At 51.9% G+C, this 20450-nt stretch carries 14 protein-coding genes; 9 read left to right on the forward strand and 5 right to left on the reverse strand.

Translation table 11 applies throughout. The features are described 5' to 3' along the window. The first annotated feature begins 186 nt into the window (after nucleotides 1–186). Nucleotides 187–1437, forward strand: coding sequence for a malic enzyme-like NAD(P)-binding protein (locus tag NHN17_RS01680; RefSeq protein WP_255040364.1), 1251 nt, complete (start codon nucleotides 187–189; stop codon nucleotides 1435–1437). Between the two features lie 99 nt (nucleotides 1438–1536). Here the strand turns inward: NHN17_RS01680 and metJ are convergent, their stop codons facing one another. Next, nucleotides 1537–1854: a met regulon transcriptional regulator MetJ gene (metJ, locus tag NHN17_RS01685; protein WP_068330548.1), complete on the reverse strand. Its 318-nt coding sequence runs from the start codon at nucleotides 1852–1854 to the stop codon at nucleotides 1537–1539. 177 nt (nucleotides 1855–2031) lie between these two features. Between metJ and NHN17_RS01690 the strand changes: the two genes are divergently transcribed. The 3 genes from NHN17_RS01690 (at nucleotide 2032) to metF (ending at nucleotide 6845) form a co-directional block, all read left to right on the forward strand. Next, entirely contained in the window at nucleotides 2032–3198 is a 1167-nt protein-coding gene (locus NHN17_RS01690) for an O-succinylhomoserine (thiol)-lyase (protein WP_255040365.1), read from the forward strand. Beyond that, complete coding sequence (locus tag NHN17_RS01695; RefSeq protein WP_255040366.1) at nucleotides 3199–5622, forward strand: bifunctional aspartate kinase/homoserine dehydrogenase II; 2424 nt, start codon at nucleotides 3199–3201, stop codon at nucleotides 5620–5622. It abuts the gene before it with no gap. Between the two features lie 332 nt (nucleotides 5623–5954). After that, a complete protein-coding gene (gene metF / locus NHN17_RS01700) occupies nucleotides 5955–6845 on the forward strand; it encodes a methylenetetrahydrofolate reductase (RefSeq protein ID WP_255040367.1) in 891 nt (296 codons plus the stop codon). A gap of 71 nt (nucleotides 6846–6916) precedes the next feature. On the opposite strand, the gene NHN17_RS01705 is transcribed toward metF, so the two are convergent. Both NHN17_RS01705 and ppc read right to left on the reverse strand, forming a co-directional pair. Continuing rightward, the gene (locus NHN17_RS01705) at nucleotides 6917–7480 is read right to left on the reverse strand and encodes a PadR family transcriptional regulator (protein WP_255040368.1); all 564 of its coding nucleotides are present in this window, start codon (nucleotides 7478–7480) and stop codon (nucleotides 6917–6919) included. 417 nt (nucleotides 7481–7897) lie between these two features. Then, a complete protein-coding gene (ppc, locus tag NHN17_RS01710; protein WP_255040369.1) occupies nucleotides 7898–10528 on the reverse strand; it encodes a phosphoenolpyruvate carboxylase in 2631 nt (876 codons plus the stop codon). Nucleotides 10529–11157: 629 nt separating this feature from the next. On the opposite strand from ppc, the gene argC reads away from it, so the two are divergent. From argC to argH, 4 genes are all read left to right on the forward strand, one after another. After that, entirely contained in the window at nucleotides 11158–12171 is a 1014-nt protein-coding gene (argC, locus tag NHN17_RS01715) for an N-acetyl-gamma-glutamyl-phosphate reductase (RefSeq protein ID WP_255040371.1), read from the forward strand. A gap of 17 nt (nucleotides 12172–12188) precedes the next feature. Further along, nucleotides 12189–12974: an acetylglutamate kinase gene (gene argB / locus NHN17_RS01720; protein ID WP_255040372.1), complete on the forward strand. Its 786-nt coding sequence runs from the start codon at nucleotides 12189–12191 to the stop codon at nucleotides 12972–12974. Nucleotides 12975–13068: 94 nt separating this feature from the next. Then, complete coding sequence (locus NHN17_RS01725; protein ID WP_255040373.1) at nucleotides 13069–14277, forward strand: argininosuccinate synthase; 1209 nt, start codon at nucleotides 13069–13071, stop codon at nucleotides 14275–14277. 59 nt (nucleotides 14278–14336) lie between these two features. Further along, nucleotides 14337–16214: an argininosuccinate lyase gene (gene argH / locus NHN17_RS01730; RefSeq protein WP_255040375.1), complete on the forward strand. Its 1878-nt coding sequence runs from the start codon at nucleotides 14337–14339 to the stop codon at nucleotides 16212–16214. Between the two features lie 71 nt (nucleotides 16215–16285). Here argH and NHN17_RS01735 read toward each other — a convergent pair whose 3' ends face one another. Further along, nucleotides 16286–16552 carry a DUF3624 domain-containing protein gene (locus NHN17_RS01735; RefSeq protein ID WP_255040376.1) on the reverse strand — a complete coding sequence of 89 codons (267 nt, stop codon included), beginning with the start codon at nucleotides 16550–16552 and terminating at the stop codon, nucleotides 16286–16288. A 289-nt stretch (nucleotides 16553–16841) separates the two neighbouring features. On the opposite strand from NHN17_RS01735, the gene oxyR reads away from it, so the two are divergent. Beyond that, nucleotides 16842–17741, forward strand: coding sequence for a DNA-binding transcriptional regulator OxyR (gene oxyR / locus NHN17_RS01740; protein ID WP_255040377.1), 900 nt, complete (start codon nucleotides 16842–16844; stop codon nucleotides 17739–17741). A 77-nt stretch (nucleotides 17742–17818) separates the two neighbouring features. On the opposite strand, the gene NHN17_RS01745 is transcribed toward oxyR, so the two are convergent. Continuing rightward, nucleotides 17819–20347 (reverse strand): penicillin-binding protein 1A, encoded by a 2529-nt coding sequence (locus NHN17_RS01745; RefSeq protein ID WP_255040378.1) that lies wholly within the window; start codon nucleotides 20345–20347, stop codon nucleotides 17819–17821. Between the last annotated feature and the right edge of the window lie 103 nt (nucleotides 20348–20450).

Here is a 20450-nt window from a genome sequence, read left to right on the forward strand (position 1 = left end):
TTCAAAGTTGGCAATTCCATCTTTTAGCCATCGCCTAATACGCTATATTCCCCACCTACCTCGGCGACTCACTCTGGGAATCATTGGATCGACCAGATGTTCGGTGCTAGGATTTTGTGCTGCCATAGAATATGATCTATGTCCAAAATCTAAAATAAAGTCACCCAAGTCAGGATTTCGAACACTATGTCTGAAGATTTTCGCCAACAGGCCCTTCACTACCATGCTTACCCTGTACCAGGAAAAATCGCCGTTGAGCTCACCAAGCCGGCCAATACCGTCGAAGACCTGGCGCTAGCCTACAGCCCGGGTGTGGCTGAGCCAGTGCGTGAAATTGCGCAAAACGCAGAGAATGTCTACAAGTACACCGGTAAAGGCAACATGGTCGCGGTGATCACCAATGGTACCGCTATCCTTGGCTTGGGTAACTTAGGCCCATTGGCGTCAAAACCTGTTATGGAAGGTAAAGCACTGCTGTTCAAACGCTTTGCTGGCCTGGACTCGATAGACATCGAAGTGAAGCACCGTACTATCGATGAGTTTGTCGACACGGTGGCGAACATTGCCGATACGTTTGGTGGGATCAACCTAGAAGATATCAAGGCACCAGACTGTTTCGAAATCGAAAAGCGCCTGATTGAGCGTTGCCATGTACCTGTATTCCATGACGATCAGCACGGTACGGCGATTGTCACTGCAGCGGGTATGCTCAATGCACTAGAGCTGCAAGACAAGAAAATCAATGAAGCAGTGATTGTCTGTTTGGGGGCTGGTGCTGCGGCCGTAGCGTGTATGGAGTTGCTGATCAAGTGCGGTGCCCAGCGAGAGAAAATCTACATGCTTGACCGCAAGGGGGTGATCCACACCCGCCGTGATGATATTAACGAATACAAGCAGCTGTTTGCCAACAATACTGACAAGCGTACGCTAGAAGATGTGATTGAAGGTGCGGATATTTTTGTCGGCGTATCGGGCCCCGATCTGTTGGCGCCGGAATCACTGAAACTAATGGCCGACAAGCCAGTGGTATTTGCGTGTTCTAATCCCGACCCAGAAATCAAGCCTGAGCTGGCTCATGCCGTTCGTGATGATTTGATCATGGGTACTGGCCGTTCGGACTACCCAAACCAGGTAAACAATGTTATCTGCTTCCCGTTCATCTTCCGCGGGGCATTGGATGTTCGCGCGAGCGAAATCAATGACGAGATGAAGCTCGCTGCCGTTGATGCTATTCGCTCACTGGCAAAAGAGCCTGTACCGGCAGAAGTGGTTGCGGCGGCAGGTGCCGACAAGCTTGAATTTGGTACCGAATATATTATCCCTAAACCGATGGATCCACGCCTGTTGCCACGTGTTGCCAAGGCTGTAGCCCAAGCGGCGGTAGACTCGGGCGTTGCGCGAATCGATATGCCTGTTGGCTATATGGAAGTGAAGTAAATCCTCCAGGCTGTAGCGCATACAAAAAAACCAGCCATGTGGCTGGTTTTTTTATCGTCATAAAATGCTGGCATTATGCGTAGCAGTTTACTTGGATTCTTATTCGTTGATATCTTCGTATGTGATGCCCATTTCTTCCATTAGCGCTTTAGCTTCAGCGGGAAGGTCGTCCGGTCGGTCTTTACGGATATCATCGTCAGTTGGGAGTGGCTGGCCGGTATAGGCATGCAGGAAGGCCTCACAGAGTAGTTCACTGTTGGTGGCATGGCGCAAGTTGTTGACTTGGCGACGAGTTCGTTCATCTGTCAGGATTTTCAGGACCTTCAATGGAATCGAAACTGTAATTTTTTTGACTTGCTCGTTTTTCTTACCATGTTCCGCGTAAGGGCTGATGTATTCGCCATTCCACTCTGCCATTTGTTACCTTCTCAGCGATATAAAAGTGATGAAATATAGTATGCCTGAATTTTAGCGGGATTTACTGCCATAAGCAAAGACATATAGACGTCTAGAAGTGTTGACGTCTTCACTAATTGTCGCTATGTTGTTGCATAAAAGTTATTCGGCAGGGCCGCCCTGACAAGGAAAGTAATAATGAGTGACAAGAAGCTAGCCACCGTCGCTGTTCGCACCGGCATCGAATCCGATACCCAGTATAATGCTGTGGTTCCCCCTCTCTATTTAACCTCGACCTATAGCTTCTCGCAACTAGGAGAGGTGCCGCAATATGATTATTCCCGTTCTGGCAACCCTACCCGCAATACGCTGGCCGATGCGCTGGCAGAGCTTGAGGGGGGCGCGGGCGCGGTCGTGACCAACTGTGGTACGGCGGCGATCAACTTGCTTGCCTCAGCATTGATTGGGCCGGAAGATTTGATCATAGCGCCGCATGATTGTTATGGCGGCACCTATCGCTTGTTCAATACCCGTGCGGCAAAGGGCGACTTTAAGGTTCGTTTTATTGACCAAACTGATCCGACTGCAGTCGCCCAAGCGTTGGCACTGCAGCCCAAGTTGATCTGGGTGGAAACCCCGTCAAACCCATTGTTACGTATTGTGGATGTGGCGGAGCTCTGTGCTGCAGCGAAACAAGCTGGGGCATTGGTGGCTGTCGACAATACTTTCCTGTCTCCGATCCTTCAGCAGCCTATTGCGTTGGGGGCCGATTTTGTTGTTCATTCAACCACCAAATATATTAACGGCCATTCGGATGTGGTCGGTGGCGTGTTGATTTCCAAGACTGAAGAGCATGCCGAAGAGATCGCTTGGTGGGCAAATTGTATCGGGGCGACTGGGGCGCCGTTCGATGCCTATATGACATTGCGGGGGTTGCGGACCCTGGCACCAAGAATGCGGATGCATGAAGAAAATAGCCGCCAGATCTTGGCATACCTGCAGCAACAGCCGTTGGTTGGCAATATTTACCACCCGAGCCAGCCTGAGCACCCGGGCTATGACATTGCGCTCAAGCAGCAAAAAGGGTTTGGGGCGATGCTGAGTTTCGAAATTGCCGGTGATATGGCGCAGCTGGAAGTGTTTGTAAAAACGCTCAACAGTTTCTCATTGGCAGAGTCACTAGGCGGAACGGAGAGCTTGATTTGTCACCCGGCGAGTATGACGCACCGTGCGATGTCGGATGAAGCCCAGGCCGAAGCGGGCTTGAAGCCGACCCTGTTGAGGCTCTCGGTTGGTCTGGAGGATCCAGAAGATTTGATTGCTGATCTTGAGCAGGCTTTCAACAAAGCCGCGGAGGTGGCTTGAATGAGCGTTTCTCTTTCACGTCAATTGCATAAGTTCGGGGGCAGTAGCCTAGCTGATCCCGAGTGCTACCTGCGGGTAGCTGACATTTTGCGGGAATATTCGAACGATAATGACTTGGTGGTAGTGTCGGCAGCTGGCAAGACCACTAACAGCCTGATTGAATGGCTTGAACTGCTGAATAAGGACGGTCGCCAGGCCCATGAAGCTTTGCAGTCCTTGCGCAGTTACCAGCAGATATTGATCGAATCGTTGCTGGACGGAAAGGCGGCCGATGAGCTGCTGACCCAACTGCATCTTGAGCTGGGAGTCTTATCAAACCTGGCGGAAAAGCCTCGGGATGAAGCCGAGCAAGCCAAGGTGCTGGGCCATGGTGAGCAATGGTCAGCCCGTTTGTTGGCTGCCTTGTTGAGCAAGCAGCAACTGTCTGCGGTGAGTGTGGATTCGCGTTGTTTCCTACGTGCTGAGCGTTCTGCACAGCCGGAAGTTGATCGTGCCCTGTCACGACCGCTGCTCAAGGAGCAGTTAGCCCAATATAGCCAGCAGCGGGTGGTGATCACCGGTTTCATGGCCCAGAATGGTGCTGGCGAAACCGTGTTGCTTGGGCGAAATGGTTCTGATTATTCGGCGACGGTGATTGGTGCGCTGGCCGATGTTGATCGCGTCACCATCTGGAGTGATGTTGCTGGGGTCTACAGTGCCGATCCTCGCAAGGTTGCCGATGCCTGCTTGTTGCCACTGTTACGTCTTGATGAGGCCAGTGAATTGGCCCGCTTGGCGGCGCCGGTACTGCATAGCCGTACTTTGCAGCCTGTCGCCCAAAGCGCGATTGATTTGACTCTGCGCTGCAGCCATCAGCCGGAGCAAGGCTCGACCCGGGTCGAGCGGGTTCTGGCCTCTGGGCGCGGTGCCAAAATTATTACCTCGCTCAATGAGGTGTGCCTGATTGAGCTGTCGGTGACCCGGGCCCATGACTTCGCGCCTATCGCCTCTGATATCGAGCGCTTCTTGCAGCGTACCCAATTACAACCGCTCGCCCGCTGTTTTGAACCGGATAAAGGCCGGGTTCAGCTGGCCTATACGGCCGAGGTGGTAAATAGCGTATTGGCCCAGTTGCAAGACAGCGGCATTGCCGCGGATTTACGCTTGCGTGAGGGTTTCTCGTTGGTGGCGGCCGTGGGAGCCGGGGTGGTGAACAATGCCGTTCATTGCTATGGCTTCTATCAGCAGATCAAAGGCCAGGCGTTGGAATTTATTGCCGAGTCTGAATCGGGTTTGAGCTTGGTTGCCGTACTGCGTAAGGCTGATACTGACAGCTTAATCCAGGGGATCCACCAGAGTTTATTCCAAGCCCAGAAACGCATTGGTCTTGTCCTCTGTGGCAAGGGGAATATCGGTAGTCGCTGGCTGGAGTTGTTCGAGCGCGAGAAGGCGACGCTGGAAAAGCGCCATGGCATGAGTTTTACCTTGATCGGCGTGGTTGATAGCCGCCGCCACTGGATTGATTTTAACGGCATTGATGCCGGCCGGGCCCATCATGCTTTTGATGATGAGTCGGTTGGGTATGATCAAACCGATGGCGATTGGCTATCGGTGCTGGCCCACCATACCTATGATGATGTCATGGTGCTGGATGTGACAGCGAGCAGCGAACTGGCTGCGCGCTACCCGCAGGTGGCTGAAGCTGGGTTGCACCTGATTTCGGCTAATAAAGTAGCGGGCTCTGCGTCTGGCGAGTATTACCATCAAGTGATCGATGCCTTTGCCAAGAGCAGCCGTTTTTGGCTATACAACGCCACGGTGGGGGCAGGGTTACCCGTCAATCACACGGTACGTGACTTGCGTGAGAGCGGCGATGAAATCATCGCCTTGTCAGGAATTTTCTCCGGTACCTTGTCTTGGCTGTTCCAGCAATACGATGGTTCGGTGCCTTTCTCGCAGCTGGTCGAACTGGCTTGGCAGCAGGGCTTGACCGAGCCGGATCCGCGCCATGACTTGGATGGCAGTGATGTGATGCGTAAGCTGGTTATTTTGGCGCGAGAATCGGGGTTGTCGCTGGAGCCCGAGCAGGTCAAGGTCGAAACCTTGGTACCGGATTCGCTGGCAGCGCTTGGTGTAGATGACTTCTTCGAGCAGGCTGCAGAGCTGGATGAGTTGCTGCATGAACGCCTGCTCAAGGCCCAGAAAGAAGAGAAAGTACTGCGCTACACCGCCCGTTTGGATCGCCATGGTAAGGCGGCAGTGGGGATAGAGGCGTTGTCTCGAGAGCATGCCCTGGCCAATTTGCTGCCGTGTGATAATATTTTTGCCATCGAAAGCCACTGGTACCGTGATAACCCGCTGGTGATCCGTGGACCGGGGGCTGGCAGAGATGTGACGGCGGGTGCCTTGTTGTCGGATATCAACCGTTTGGCTTCGATGCTGTAAATGCCTTCAATTTTGAAGAATTCCTGGCTGTAAACTGAGTGCTATATGCTGGGTGATTGGTGGTTAGCCGGCGTATTAGTCCAGCTTTGTCCATCTAAATAGCTCAAATCTCTGCAGGAGTATCCTATACTCTCAAAGCCCGCTATTTGCGGGCTTTGTGCTATCAGGGAATGTTGAAGATATTGCAATTTGAAGTTGAAAATTATTCATGATCATCATGTTGACAATAAATTGTTTACAAGACATTCTGTAGACATATAGACGTCTAAACGGTTATTTTGATGTCTTAGTTTAGGGAGTGGCCGCGAGCCAACAAGAGTAAGGAAAGGATTATGGGCTATTCACACGCAAGCAACCTGGATTCACTGAATCAGAATATTGCTGACATTGACGGCAACATCAATGTGTCATTCGAGTTCTTTCCGCCAAGCAGTGAGCAGATGGAGCAGACGCTGTGGAATTCCATTCATCGCTTGAAGACGCTGCAACCTAAATTTGTCTCGGTCACCTATGGTGCCAACTCCGGTGAGCGTGACCGCACCCACTCAATTATCAAGGACATCAAAGATCAGACTGGGCTTATCGCGGCCCCGCACCTGACTTGTATCGATGCTACCCGTGATGAGCTGCGAACCATTGCCCGTGACTATTGGAATAATGGTATCCGTGACATCGTTGCCCTTCGTGGTGACCTTCCTGAACAAGGTGCCAAGCCTGACATGTATGCGGCAGACTTGGTTGAATTACTGCGTAAGGAAGCCGACTTTGATATTTCGGTTGCGGCCTACCCGGAAGTGCACCCTGAAGCCAAAAGCGCCCAGGCGGATTTGATCAACCTCAAGCGCAAGGTCGATGCCGGTGCTAGCCGTGCCATTACTCAGTTTTTCTTTGATGTCGAAAGCTACTTGCGTTTCCGCGACCGCTGTGTGGCGGCAGGTATCGATGTTGAAATCGTACCGGGGATCTTGCCTGTCTCCAATATGAAGCAAGCTAAGCGTTTTGCTAATGCCAATAATGTGAAAATTCCAGGCTGGCTCGAGAAGCAGTATGAAGGGCTGGATGAGGATCTGCTCAGCCGTCAGATGTTGGGAGCTAGCAACGCGATTGATATGGTACGGGTACTTAGCCGTGAAGGCGTGAAAGATTTCCACTTTTATACCCTAAATCGTGCCGAACTGACCTATGCGATTTGCCATACGCTAGGGGTACGTGCCAAAGCCTAATCTTGGATATCCAAATAGCAGATAAAAGAAAAGCCGCATTGAGCGGCTTTTTTATGTTTGGTAGTCAGCGCTTAAAGTGCAACCGGGCTACCCGCTGAGTCCATGTCTTTCAGCTCGATCAATACTTCCTCGGCCCAGTCAATCCAAGCCTGGCGATTGTGGATCGCACGGCGAAGGGTTAGACGGTCAAGACGGGATTGGCGATCGAGGTTTTTGTGGTCAGCAAAATGGATTTTTTCCATTTCGTTGTAGTGGTTGATAAGGGTATGCGACTCTTCAATCAGGCCTTCGAGCTGGTGCTGCATCGGCTCTGAATTGTGCACACCACAAACGACCAGCTTAGCTGAAAACTCATCGCGGATGGTTGGGTTACGGGCAGGCTCTTGGAACCATTCAAACAGTGCTTGACGGCCCAGATCAGTAATGGAATACACCTTACGATCAGGTTTGCCTTCTTGTGGTTCAAGTTGACAGGTTACTTGGTCGTTGCCGGCCATTTTGTTCAGCTCGCGGTACACTTGCTGGTGGCTGGCTTTCCAGAAATAACCAATGCTGTGGGAAAACTCTTTGGTGATATCGTAACCAGTGGCATCGCGGTTACTCAACACAGTTAAAATAACGTGTGGTAGTGACATCTCTTCTATCCGTTAAAATACTACATAAAAAAATAACTCGACTGGCATGGCCGGAACTGGCCGCAACGTACCCATCGCTCATTGGCGTTTTTATAATCGTATTGTTGCAGTGCCTGATCGAGATCACGTAGCATACACATCAACGGACTATTTTTCGACATCAGAGCGTGATATCAACGAAAACTGGTGCAACCAATTGCCCGTCTTGTGATGCTGGTCTATATATTGCGTGATAATTTGTATTTGTTCTTTACTGCAATTTGTTTTCTATCAAGTGGTTTCAGTGCGTGCGGTTTTATTCTAGCTAACGTTATATCCGTAGAGGTGTATCAATAATGAGGCAAAGAAAAAATAGCGGAAAAAAAGGCTACCGAAGTGTCGGTAGCCTTTTGTGTTGTGGTTTGATGTTTTTGCCGCTTAACCGGTGTTACGCATACCCGTTGCAATACCAGCAATGGTCACCATCAAGGCTTCTTCCAGCATTGGTGATGGTGTTTCTTGGCGGCGGGTACGGTATAGCAATTCGGCCTGCAGCATATTCAGCGGCTCAACGTAGATGTTACGAAGACGGATAGACTCGGCGCCCCAAGGGTTTTGTTCCATTAGGTGGGCGCTGTTTTCTACCGTTAGCACGGCTTTAATGTCTTGCTGTAGCTGATCGCGTAGCTTCTGGCCCATAGGCCATAGCGACTTGTCGGTCAGGCGCTGGTCGTAGTATTCGGCAATTCCGATATTGGTCTTGGTGAACACCATCTCCAGCATCCCTAGACGGGTTGAGAAGAATGGCCATTCGCGACACATTTCTTCCAGTTGAGGGGCGTGGCCCTTGTCAATCGAGAACTGGATCGCTTCACCGGCACCCAGCCAAGCAGGCAGGATCAAGCGATTCTGGCTCCAGGCGAAAATCCATGGGATAGCACGCAGGCTTTCCACGCCACCCTTCGGGTTACGCTTGGCAGGACGTGAGCCTAGCGGCAGCTTGCCCAGTTCCAGCTCAGGCGTTGCAGCACGGAAATACGGGACAAACTCCTCATTGCCACGAACCACATCGCGGTAGGCATCGCAAGATACTTCTGACAGTACATCCATCAGCTCGCGCCATTCTTGTTTCGGCTGCGGTGGTGGCATCAGGTTGGCTTCGAGGATCGCGCTGGCGTATAGGCTCAGGCTATTGACTGCCACTTCCGGTAGACCCAACTTAAAGCGGATCATCTCACCTTGCTCAGTCACTCGCAGGCCGCCTTTCAGGCTGCGCGGTGGCTGCGATAATAGTGCGGCGTGGGCAGGTGCACCGCCACGGCCAATAGAACCGCCACGGCCGTGGAACAGGGTCAACTCAACCGCTGCTTCTTCACACACGTTAACCAGAGATTCCATTGCATGGTACTGGGCCCAGCCTGCCGCCATGACGCCGGCATCTTTGGCTGAGTCGGAATACCCAATCATTACCATCTGGTGGTTCTGAATGTAGCCACGGTACCAGTCGATGCTCATCAACTGTTTGATCACGCTCTCGGCATTGTTGAGATCTTCTAGGGTCTCGAACAGCGGGCAAACGTCCATCCGGAACTTGCAGCCGGCTTCTTGTAGTAGGAGATGAACCGCCAGCACATCGGAGGCGGTACGGGCCATGGAAATGACATAAGCGCCCAGTGCTTCGCGAGGTTGGTCTGCAATCGCCTTACAGGTATCGATGACTTCTTTGACTTCGGCTGAGGGCTCCCAGTCGCGTGGTAGCAGCGGACGTTTGGACGACAGTTCACGAACAAGGAAAGCGACTTTATCCTGCTCGCTCCACTGATCGTAGTCACCCAAGCCTAGGTAGCGGGTCAGCTCTGAAATGACATTGGAGTGGCGGGTACTTTCCTGACGGATATCAAGGCGAACCAGATGCACACCAAAACACTTGATTCGGCGCAGAACATCAAGCAGTAGGCCGTCGGCAATGATCCCCATGTCGCAATCGTGCAGTGATTGGTAACAGGCGTACAGCGGGTTCCATAGTTGTTCGATATCATTAATGATCCCGAAACTTGGTGCATCGAGGCCTTTGATCTTGGCATCAAGTACGTCACGGGTATTGGTTAGCTTGGCGCGGAGATCCTTAAGGATGGCGCGGTACGGTTCATGCTCGTCACCAGCCAGCTCACGTACCTCGTCGTTACATTTAACCATCGACAGCTCACTGACCAGCTCCTTGACATCCTGCAGGTAGAGATCGGCCGCTTTCCAACGTGACAGCAACAATACCTCGCGGGTCACCTCCGAGGTCACAAACGGGTTACCGTCGCGGTCACCGCCCATCCATGAGGAGAAGGTCACTGGCGCGGCATCAATCGGCAGCCTTTCACCGAGGTGAGCCGTCAGCTTCTCATCAAAATGGCGCAGGAACTCAGGTACGGCGTGCCATAGTGAGTTTTCAACGACCGCAAAGCCCCATTTTGCTTCATCAAGCGGCGTTGGACGTTGCTTGCGGATCACATCAGAATGCCATGCCTGAGCTATCAACTGCTCTAGGCGGCGCTCAACGCGTTGGCGCTCGCAGGCCGACAGTTCGCTTAGCTCCAGTTTGGAGAGGCATTTGTTGATCTGTACCAGCTTGTGGATCATGGTACGGCGGGCAATTTCCGTCGGGTGGGCTGTCAGTACCAGATCAATATTGAGGTCGCGAATCGCCTGAATAGAATCGAATTGGCTGATGTCTTGCTCATCCAGTTTGGCAAACAGGGCATCGATAGAATCTGGGCTGCAGATATGTTCTTCGCTATGGCGAGACACCGTATGGTACTGCTCGGCAATATTAGTCAGGTTCAGGAACTGGCTAAAGGCCCGGGCAACAGGCAGTAACTGGTCGTCTGGTAAGTTCTGCAGTTCGTCGATCAGCTTGGCACGATCGTCCTGGCTACCTGCTCGAGCAGATTTGGACAGTTTGCGGATGGTTTCTACTTTACCCAGTAGCGCTTCACCATGCGCATCCTTGATTGTCGTGCCCAGCATGTGGCCGAGCATACTGACGTTGCTTCTAAGCGCGCTGTACTTTTCGTTCATATCGCATCCATCTTGTAAATTTATTACATCCAATTAACTCAATAGACAACAATCTAGCCGTGTTCAGGCTTTGAGGTCAACATTGATCGTCATAACTGGTAAGAAAACGACAGTACATTGATTTTTATCATGTTATGAAACTGGGGCTGTAACAAAGTGTCACTGAAGTGGCGTGATAAGGCACAAAATACGCGTGCTTGTTGTGCAATATGTCGTGAAAGGAGGCACTTTGCGGCCATTTTAGTGCTTTGTGCTGCAGTATATAGAAGGGGGCTTGGGTGACGAGGAGAGGATACTGACGAAAATATGATTTTTTCTCTACCAAGAGTTGACACCGGTAGTAAATATCGGTAAAAACATATTAATTCAATATGTGTGAATAAAAATATCCATGTTGAACGATGGTTAACGAACAAGAGCTGTTAACCGAACGGTAGCGAAAATTGTAACGAAACTGAAGTAACGTAACTGAGAAAGGTACGAAGCCCCATGAACCAAGCGAATAGCCAATCACAACACGCCCTCCGACGACGCTGAGTTTCGCTTGGTGCCTCTGCGCACCCCATCCCGAGACAGCCCTGCTGTCAGTAATACCCCAAAAACCCATAAATCAAACAAACGGACTTACTATGTTGAACGCCCATATTATCGGTGCCAGCGGCTACACCGGCGCAGAGCTGGCCAAAATGGTACATCTGCATCCACACCTCAACTTGGCTGGTTTGTATGTCTCAGCCAACAGCCTAGATGCTAACAAGCCTATCAGTGCTCTGCATGGCCAGCTCAAGGGCATTGTTGATTTACCGTTGCAGCCTTTGGTGGCACCAGCTGAAGTCGCGAAAGCTGGGGATATTGTGTTACTGGCAACGGCCCATGAAGTGAGCCATGACTTAGCCCCGACATTTTTGGATGCTGGCTGCCAGGTGTTTGATTTATCGGGTGCGTTTCGGGTCCAGGGGGATACGTTCTATACCCAGTATTATGGCTTCGAACATCAGTTCCCGGCTTGGCTAGAGCAAGCGGTTTATGGCCTTGCTGAGTGGAACCATGATGCTATCGCTACCGCCCAGCTCATTGCTGTACCGGGCTGTTATCCGACGGCTTCACAATTGGCGTTGAAACCGTTGCTAGAAAATCAGTTATTGGATACGCAGCAATGGCCAGTCATTAATGCAGTCAGTGGTGTGTCAGGTGCAGGTCGTAAGGCATCAATGACCAACAGTTACTGTGAAGTCAGCTTGCAGGCTTACGGCATCTTCACCCACCGTCACCAGCCTGAGATCGCCACTCACCTTGGTCAGGAGGTGATTTTTACCCCGCACCTTGGCAACTTTAAACGCGGTATTTTGGCCACTATTACGGCCAAACTGGCTGATGGTGTAACGGCTGAGCAGGTCGAGGCAGCAATGGTTGCGGCTTATAGCGAGAAAGGCGACAAGCATGCCGTGCGCTTACTGGGCCAGCAAGCGGCTAAATTACAGAGTGTCGTTAACACTTGCTTCTGTGATATCGGTTGGCAGGTACAGGGTGGACACATTATTTTAACGTCTGCGATTGACAACCTGCTCAAAGGGGCGTCATCGCAAGCGATGCAGTGCATAAATATTCGAAATGGTTTCCCTCAGCTTACAGCGTTGGTATAAAGGTTAGGAGAGTCGCGATGAATCAGGTTCCTTTGGTGATAAAGCTAGGCGGTGCAGTACTGTCTTGCGGTGAAACCCTAGAAAAATTGTTTGGTGCCATCAATGCTTACCAGCAGCAGGCGCAGCGCCCTTTGGTTCTGGTCCATGGTGGTGGTTACCTGGTTGATGACTTGATGGTCAAGCTCCAACTGGAAACGGTGAAGAAAGAAGGGCTGCGGGTGACCCCTACTGAACAAATCCCCTATATCGCCGGTGCGCTGGCGGGGACAGCCAATAAGTTGCTGCAGGGGCAGGCGAAAAAAGCGGGCGTTGCAGCCGTAGGCCTCAGCCTTGCTGACGGCGGGCTATGTAACGTGACTGAGTTGGACCCTGAACTTGGGGCTGTGGGCAAAGCACAGCCGGGTGACAGTAGCCTGATCAATCTGATTATGCAGGCTGGTTTCTTGCCGATTGTTAGCTCAATTGGCCTTGATAGCCAGGGCCAGCTAATGAATGTTAATGCTGATCAAGCCGCTGTCGCCGTGGCTGCGGCGCTCGATGGTGAGTTGGTGTTGCTGTCGGACGTCAGTGGGGTATTGGACGGTAAGGGGCACCTGATCAGCGAGCTGACCGAGCCTGAAGCTGAAGCGTTGATCACCCAGGCGGTGATCACCGATGGCATGGTGGTTAAAGTCCGCGCTGCTTTTGAAGCGGCGAATGCTCTGGGGCGTTCAATCGAAGTCGCGACTTGGCGCTATCCCGATAAGTTGGCTGCACTGTTTGACGGTCAGAGTATCGGAACCAAATTTTCACCTCAGGCGTAATGCCTGCGGTTATTGAATACATAAGATGTAGTACACACGGATTGATAAATCGCCTGAGCGGGAAGACCGTCGAACAGGCAATCAGGAGAGAATTATGAGCAAAATAAATAAAGTAGTATTGGCTTATTCCGGCGGTCTGGACACCTCGGCGATTATTCCTTGGCTCAAGGAAAACTATGACTGTGACGTGGTGGCATTCGTGGCCGATGTCGGTCAGGGTGAGGAAGAGCTGGAAGGCATCGAAGAAAAGGCGCTGGCCTCAGGTGCCTCCGCTTGCTACATCGCCGATCTGAAAGAAGAAATGGTCAAGGACTATATCTACCCAAGCTTGAAGACTGGGGCGATTTACGAAGGTAAATACCTGCTGGGTACGTCAATGGCTCGCCCTATTATTGCCAAAGCGCAGGTTGAATGTGCGTTGGAAGTCGGGGCTGATGCGCTATGCCATGGCTGTACTGGTAAAGGTAACGATCAGGTGCGTTTCGAAAGTGCCTATGCGGCATTGGCGCCACAGTTGGAAGTGATTGCGCCATGGCGTGAGTGGGATCTGCGTAGCCGTGAGGCTTTACTGGATTACTTGGCAGAGCGTAATATCCCGTGCTCGGCTTCGTTGGAAAAAATCTACTCGCGTGATGCCAATGCGTGGCATATCTCCACCGAGGGTGGTGTGCTGGAAGAGACCTGGAATCAGCCGAACGAGCTGTGCTGGGTTTGGACTAAGGATCCTGAAGATGCGCCGGAAAAACCTGAGCAGGTTTCAATTCTGGTTGAGAAAGGTGAAATCATCGCAGTCGATGGTGAAGCAATGTCACCCTACAATGCTTTGGTTTACCTCAATGAGAAAGGTGCTGAGCATGGTGTAGGACGTATTGATATCGTCGAGAACCGTCTGGTCGGGATCAAGTCTCGTGGCTGTTACGAAACGCCGGGGGGGACCATCATGAATGAAGCTCTGCGCGCCGTTGAACAACTGGTACTGGATAAAGATGCGTTTGAATTCCGTGAAAGTGTCGGCCTGAAAGCGTCGCACCTGATCTACGATGGCCGTTGGTTTACCCCGCTGTGCAAGTCTTTGTTGGCGGCAGCGGAAGAGCTGTCACAAGATGTGAGCGGTGAGGTTGTCGTGAAACTGTATAAAGGCCAAGCTACGGTAGTACAGAAGCGCTCTGTCAACAGCCTGTATTCCGAAGAGTTTGCAACCTTTGGCGAGGATGAGGTATACGATCACAGCCATGCGGGTGGCTTTATCCGCCTGTACTCGCTGGCAAGCCGTATCCGTGCGCTGAATGAACAAAAAAAATAATCCAGAACACGACATTATAAATCACCAGCAAGTCGAGCAAGATACATAGGAGATAGGCCATGGCACTATGGGGCGGACGGTTCAGTCAGGCGGCTGACACACGGTTTAAGCAGTTCAACGACTCATTGCGTTTTGATTACCGTTTGGCGGAGCAGGACATTGTCGGCTCGATCGCCTGGTCGAAGGCGCTGCGCCAAGTCAATGTGCTGTCGGATGAAGAGCAGCAGCGGCTGGAGCTGGCGCTCAATGAGCTGAAGCTGGCAGTGATGGAAGATCCGGAGCAGATTTTGCGTTCTGATGCCGAGGATATCCATAGCTGGGTTGAGCAGCAGCTGATTGGCAAAGTCGGTGATCTGGGCAAGAAGCTCCACACCGGTCGCTCGCGTAACGATCAGGTGGCAACGGATCTCAAGCTGTGGTGCCGCCAGCAAGGCCAGCAGTTATTGCTGATGTTGGATCAACTGCAGAGCCAGCTGGTGACCGTGGCCCGAAAGCATCAAGCGACGGTCTTGCCGGGCTATACTCACTTGCAGCGTGCGCAGCCGGTCACTTTTGCTCATTGGTGTTTGGCCTATGTTGAGATGTTCGAGCGTGATCACTCGCGTTTGTCTGATGCGTTAGATCGGTTGGACACCTGCCCGTTGGGATCTGGTGCTCTGGCCGGTACGGCCTATCCGATTGACCGTGAAGTGCTGGCCCATAGCCTGGGCTTCCAGCGCGCGACGCGTAACAGTCTCGATTCGGTATCAGATCGGGATCATGTGATGGAGCTGCTATCTACCGCATCGATTTCCATGCTGCACCTCTCCCGGATGGCAGAAGATTTGATCTTCTATAATTCCGGCGAGTCCAACTTTATCGAACTGGCGGATACTGTGACTTCGGGATCGTCCTTGATGCCGCAGAAGAAAAATCCGGATGCTCTGGAGCTGATCCGTGGTAAGTGCGGCCGGGTCTACGGTGCGATGACCGGTATGATGATGACGGTTAAGGCACTGCCGCTGGCCTACAACAAGGACATGCAGGAAGATAAGGAAGGCTTGTTCGATGCGCTGGACAGCTGGTACGAGTGCATGGAGATGGCGGCCTTGTGCTTTGAAGGCATTAAGGTCAACAAGGACAGAACACTGGAAGCGGCCATGCAGGGCTATTCGAATGCGACCGAATTGGCTGATTATCTGGTGGCTAAAGGGATCCCGTTCCGTGAGGCTCACCACATCGTCGGTGTCGCGGTGGTGGCGGCTATCGCCAAAGGTTGTGCCCTCGAGGAGTTGTCTCTGGACGAGATGAAAGCATTCTCCGAGGTAATAGATGACGATGTCTATCCGATCCTCACCATTGAATCCTGCCTCGAAAAACGCTGTGCCTTGGGTGGCGTGGCACCGAATCAGGTTGATTTTGCCATTGGGCAAGTCGAGAAGCGTCTTGAGAAGCGTTACTCACCGGGTGTGAAAGTACGTGGTGCTCGCTTGACCGATCTCGATGCCATCGAGGGTATGGTGGTGTACTGGGCCGGCCTTGGTGAGAACTTACCTCGGATGCGTAATGAATTGGTACGGGATATCGGCTCGTTCGCGGTTGCCGAGCATCACGGTACGGTTACTGGTTGTGCATCCCTTTATGTTTATGATTCCGGCCTGGCTGAAATTCGCTCCCTTGGGGTTGAAGCGGGTTGGCAGCATCAGGGGCAAGGTAAGGCTATCGTTGATCACCTGATCGAAAAAGCGAGCCAGATGGCAATTAAGAAAGTATTTGTACTGACCAGGGTGCCGGAGTTCTTCATGAAACAGGGCTTTGTGCCGACATCGAAGTCCTTGCTGCCTGAAAAGGTAATGAAAGACTGTGACCGTTGCCCGCGCCAGCATGCCTGTGATGAGGTGGCGCTGGAAGTGCGGATGGATCGAGAGCAGGCTATCCCGACAGTAAATGTGGCTTAGGCCTCTTGAGGCTTTGAGCCCCAATAAGTGAGTTATCTTCGTCTATTTGCCCGGCTTTATGTCGGGCTTTTTTATGGATTTTGTTTGGGAGTGTCGCCTGGGTGGGTTACTTGGCCTCTGAGTTGCCAGGCGCGAATGCCATGGGCAAGCAGTAGTAATGTCATACAGGTGGCTGCAACAAAAAGGGTGATAGCCTCGAGGGTTGTCGGTTGATGGCGATAGAAAATGGCCCAAACGATCCAGCCCAGCGGGCTCAATATTGATAGCTGGTAAGTACAGCGCTGGCAGCGTCCCAGCTTTTGCCAGAAAACAGCGTTTGTGCAGGCTTGGCATCTCATTTTGGTATTATCCGTTGGTCCCTTTCCATTCTCGATAGTCTACTCTTGCCTGGTCCTATCGGGAAACAGGTAATTACGTATTTTGGTTAAGGGGAAAGTAAAAAAAGCCCTCACGAGGAGGGCTGTTCGGTAGTGCAAGGGAGTGGTTATTCGTTAATTTTTTCCAGTCAACTGGAGCGTGATCGTTATTGCTTCCTGTTGGTGTGACGATTGTGCTACTTTGATATTGATAGCTCTAATCGTTTGGTGTTATGGTTTTGATAGTTATTTCCTATCAATATGGTGAGTGATGAATATTCGGGATCTTGAATATTTGGTGGCGCTGTCGGAGCACAAGCATTTCCGCAAGGCGGCAGAAACCTGTTTTGTCAGTCAGCCGACCCTGAGCGGTCAGATCCGTAAGCTGGAAGAAGAGTTGGGTGTGGCATTGCTGGAGCGAACCAGCCGTAAAGTGTTGTTCACCGATGCCGGTTTGGCGCTGGTGGCACAGGCACAGAAAGTGCTACTCGAAGTCAAGGTGCTGACAGAGCTTGCCAGTGAGCAGGGGGGAAGCATGTCCGGTCCTTTGCATATTGGCTTTATCCCGACCGTCGGACCTTATCTATTGCCGCATATTATTCCCAAGATAAAGGCGAACTTTCCTGAGCTAGAGCTGTTTCTCCATGAAGCGCAAACCCATCAATTGGTACAGCAATTGGAAGACGGTAAGCTTGACTGTATTATTCTGGCGGCTGTCAAAGAGAGCGAGCCGTTTATTGAATTGCCGCTGTACCATGAGCCGATGGTATTGGCGGTGCCGGAAGATCATCCTTGGTCAGATCGCCAATCACTGCCAATGGCAGAGCTGCATGGCCATACGCTATTGATGCTGGGCGATGGACATTGTTTGCGTGATCAGGCTATGGGGTTCTGTTTTGCGGCTGGGGCGCAGGAGGACGGAAGCTTTAAGGCCACTAGTCTGGAAACCCTGCGTAATATGGTTGCTGCAGGTAGCGGTATCACCTTGATGCCGAAATTAGCCACACCAAAGGATCAGCGCCGGGATGGCGTTTGTTATATCTCGGCAGAAGAGCCGGTACCAAGCCGGTTGATCACTCTGGCGTACCGTCCCGGTTCGCCACTGAAGGGACGTTACGAGAAACTGGCTGAATTGATTCAATGTCACTTAGAAGAGCAGTTGCCTGCTTAGTCGTCTCTGGTGGAGATATAAAAAAAGAGCGCCGAGGCGCTCTTTTTTTATTAGGATTTAGGTTTGGCTAACGAGGGTTAGAACAGCTCGTCAGAGCTATCAGATTCGAAAATGCCTTCGGAAGCTGATTCGCTGGCCGCCTCGGTCGGCTCGGTACCTTCCTCAAAATATTCGAACATCGATGTGTAATCATTCTGGTTGCTGAGCTTACCGCTATCGCGGTCGATACGAACTTGAATAATATTTTCCGGCAATTGCTTACGTTGGACCGGAACGCCATCCAAGGCATTCTTCATAAACTCGATCCAGGCCGGTTGGGCTGTCTTGGCACCAGCTTCAGCTCCGGAGATTTGGTTCTTGTCCTGATTGTTGTTCCACGATGTACGGCCGAGGTTACGGCTGTGGTCATCGAAACCAACCCATGCGGTTGCGACGATGCCCGGACCGAAACCGGAGTACCAAGCATCTTTCGAGTCATTGGTGGTACCGGTCTTGCCACCGATATCTCGGCGCTTGAGCACCTGGCCACGCCAGCCCGTGCCGTTCCAGCCTGTACCATGGCGCCAGTCACCGCCACCCCAGACATTGCTTTCCAGCATTTCACGTACCAGGAAGGCATTCTGCTCGGAGATCACCTGCTGGGCATAGTGAGGGCCTTGGGGCTGCTGATCATCACCCAGTACCTCTTCGCTGATCGCGATATCATTGAGGATCGGGTTGGTTGTGTTTGATTGTCCAGCCATTCCTTGCTCTTGCTGGCACTCGATGCTGCAGACGACGCTAGGGTTGGCTTGGAAAACTACATTGCCATATGGATCTTCTACGCGCTCAATAAAGTATGGGTCGACGTAGTAACCACCATTGGTAAATACCGCAAAACCTTGCGCTACCTCCAGTGGGGTTAAGCTACCGGCACCCAGCGCCAATGGTTCAGCACGTGGAAGATCTTTCTTCTTGAAGCCGAAACGGGTCAGGAAGTCGATGGTTTCATCGAGACCAACATTTTGCAGCACGCGGACAGCCATGACGTTCTTGGACTGAGCCAAACCAATCCGTAGGCGGGTAGGGCCATTGTAAGTGGGTGGTGAATTCTTCGGGCGCCATGATGTGCCCATACTTTGATCCCAGCGGTTGATTGGTGCGTCGTTGACCAGGCTGGCCAGCGTCATACCGTTATCCAAAGCTGCCGAATAGATAAATGGCTTGATCGCCGAACCGACCTGGCGGACTGACTGGGTGGCACGGTTGAACTTGCTGTGGACGAAGTTGAAACCGCCGACCATGGCTTTAACTGCACCGTCTTGCGGCGAGACAGCCACGAACGCAGTATTGGCATCCGGCACCTGACTCAGTACCCAATTGTCTCCACGTTGCTGAATCCAGATCTGCTGGCCAGCCGCCATAATATCGCTGGCCGTTTTCGGCGCGGGCCCCTGGCGGTTATCGGTGATGAACCTGCGCGCCCACTTCATGCCATCCCACTCCAAGGTGTGCTGGCTGCCGCCTTTGGCTTGTACCGAAGCTGTTTTTCCTTCGACCTGGATAATGACAGCGGGTTGAAGCTGACCGTAAGTCGGTTGCTTGGCAAGATGCTCATTGATTTCATCGCTTGACCATGCGGCTTGCTCCGGCTTCCACAAGGTCGCAACAGCACCACGGAAACCGTGGCGCTGGTCATAGCCTAGCAGGTTATCAATGGCTGCCTGCTGGGCCGCATTCTGTAGTTTTGGATCGACCGTAGTAAAGACACGCATACCCGAAGTGTAGGCATCTTCACCGTAGCGGCTGATCATCCAGGCACGGGCCTGCTCGGCAAAATACGGAGCGCTGAGCTCAATTTCAGCGGTGTGATAGCGAGCAACTACAGCTTCGGCGCGTGCTTGGTCAAACTCAGCTTGGGTAATGTGGTTTTCAGCCAGCATTCGACCCAGAACGACATTACGACGAGATGTTGCTCGACTGACCGAGTAGATAGGGTTCATGGTCGATGGGGCTTTAGGCAAGCCGGCGATCACCGCGATTTCACTCAGAGTCAGCTCACTGACCTCCTTACCGTAATACACTTGTGCGGCGGCACCCACCCCGTAGGAGCGATAGCCTAGGTAGATCTTGTTTAGGTACAGCTCAAGGATTTCATCTTTACTGAGCAACTGCTCGATGTGGATCGCGATGAAGATCTCTTTCACCTTACGCATGATCTTTTTCTCGTTAGAGAGGAAAAAGTTACGCGCAAGCTGCTGAGTGATGGTACTCGCCCCTTGTTTGGCCGAACCGGATGTAGCAACAACAAATGCGGCACGGGCAATACCAATTGGGTCAATGCCCGGATGATCGTAGTAGCGGCTGTCCTCTGTCGCGAGAATCGCATTGATCATTTGCGGTGGGATCTCATCCAGCGTGAGCGGGATTCTGCGCTGCTCGCCGAATTGGGAAATCAACTTTCCGTCTGCACTGAACACCTGCATAGGTGTCTGTAATTCAACATTTTTCAGGGTGGCGACATCAGGTAACTCTGGCTTTACGTAGAGGTAAAAGCCAAAAATTGTAGTGACTCCAAGAATAATGCAAATCAATGCAAAAGTTAGTAATCGCTTTATGAACTTCACTTGAGATTTCCCGTTACACCAGTATTCATGCGTTTCTTCGGTTTCCGCGAGTAGTATAAAGGTAACTTAAGGAAAATTAACGCTAAAAAGCTGGTGTTTGTTT

The organism is Photobacterium pectinilyticum, assembly GCF_024357955.1.
In the GTDB taxonomy this organism is placed as follows: domain Bacteria; phylum Pseudomonadota; class Gammaproteobacteria; order Enterobacterales; family Vibrionaceae; genus Photobacterium; species Photobacterium pectinilyticum.

Bases quoted from the DNA above. Each gene is read 5' to 3' on its own strand.
- NHN17_RS01680 (WP_255040364.1), top strand. From the start codon at position 187: ATGTCTGAAGATTTTCGCCAACAGGCCCTTCACTACCATGCTTACCCT.
- metJ (WP_068330548.1), bottom strand. From the start codon at position 1,854: ATGGCAGAGTGGAATGGCGAATACATCAGCCCTTACGCGGAACATGGT.
- NHN17_RS01690 (WP_255040365.1), top strand. From the start codon at position 2,032: ATGAGTGACAAGAAGCTAGCCACCGTCGCTGTTCGCACCGGCATCGAA.
- NHN17_RS01695 (WP_255040366.1), top strand. From the start codon at position 3,199: ATGAGCGTTTCTCTTTCACGTCAATTGCATAAGTTCGGGGGCAGTAGC.
- metF (WP_255040367.1), top strand. From the start codon at position 5,955: ATGGGCTATTCACACGCAAGCAACCTGGATTCACTGAATCAGAATATT.
- NHN17_RS01705 (WP_255040368.1), bottom strand. From the start codon at position 7,480: ATGTCACTACCACACGTTATTTTAACTGTGTTGAGTAACCGCGATGCC.
- ppc (WP_255040369.1), bottom strand. From the start codon at position 10,528: ATGAACGAAAAGTACAGCGCGCTTAGAAGCAACGTCAGTATGCTCGGC.
- argC (WP_255040371.1), top strand. From the start codon at position 11,158: ATGTTGAACGCCCATATTATCGGTGCCAGCGGCTACACCGGCGCAGAG.
- argB (WP_255040372.1), top strand. From the start codon at position 12,189: ATGAATCAGGTTCCTTTGGTGATAAAGCTAGGCGGTGCAGTACTGTCT.
- NHN17_RS01725 (WP_255040373.1), top strand. From the start codon at position 13,069: ATGAGCAAAATAAATAAAGTAGTATTGGCTTATTCCGGCGGTCTGGAC.
- argH (WP_255040375.1), top strand. From the start codon at position 14,337: ATGGCACTATGGGGCGGACGGTTCAGTCAGGCGGCTGACACACGGTTT.
- NHN17_RS01735 (WP_255040376.1), bottom strand. From the start codon at position 16,552: ATGAGATGCCAAGCCTGCACAAACGCTGTTTTCTGGCAAAAGCTGGGA.
- oxyR (WP_255040377.1), top strand. From the start codon at position 16,842: ATGAATATTCGGGATCTTGAATATTTGGTGGCGCTGTCGGAGCACAAG.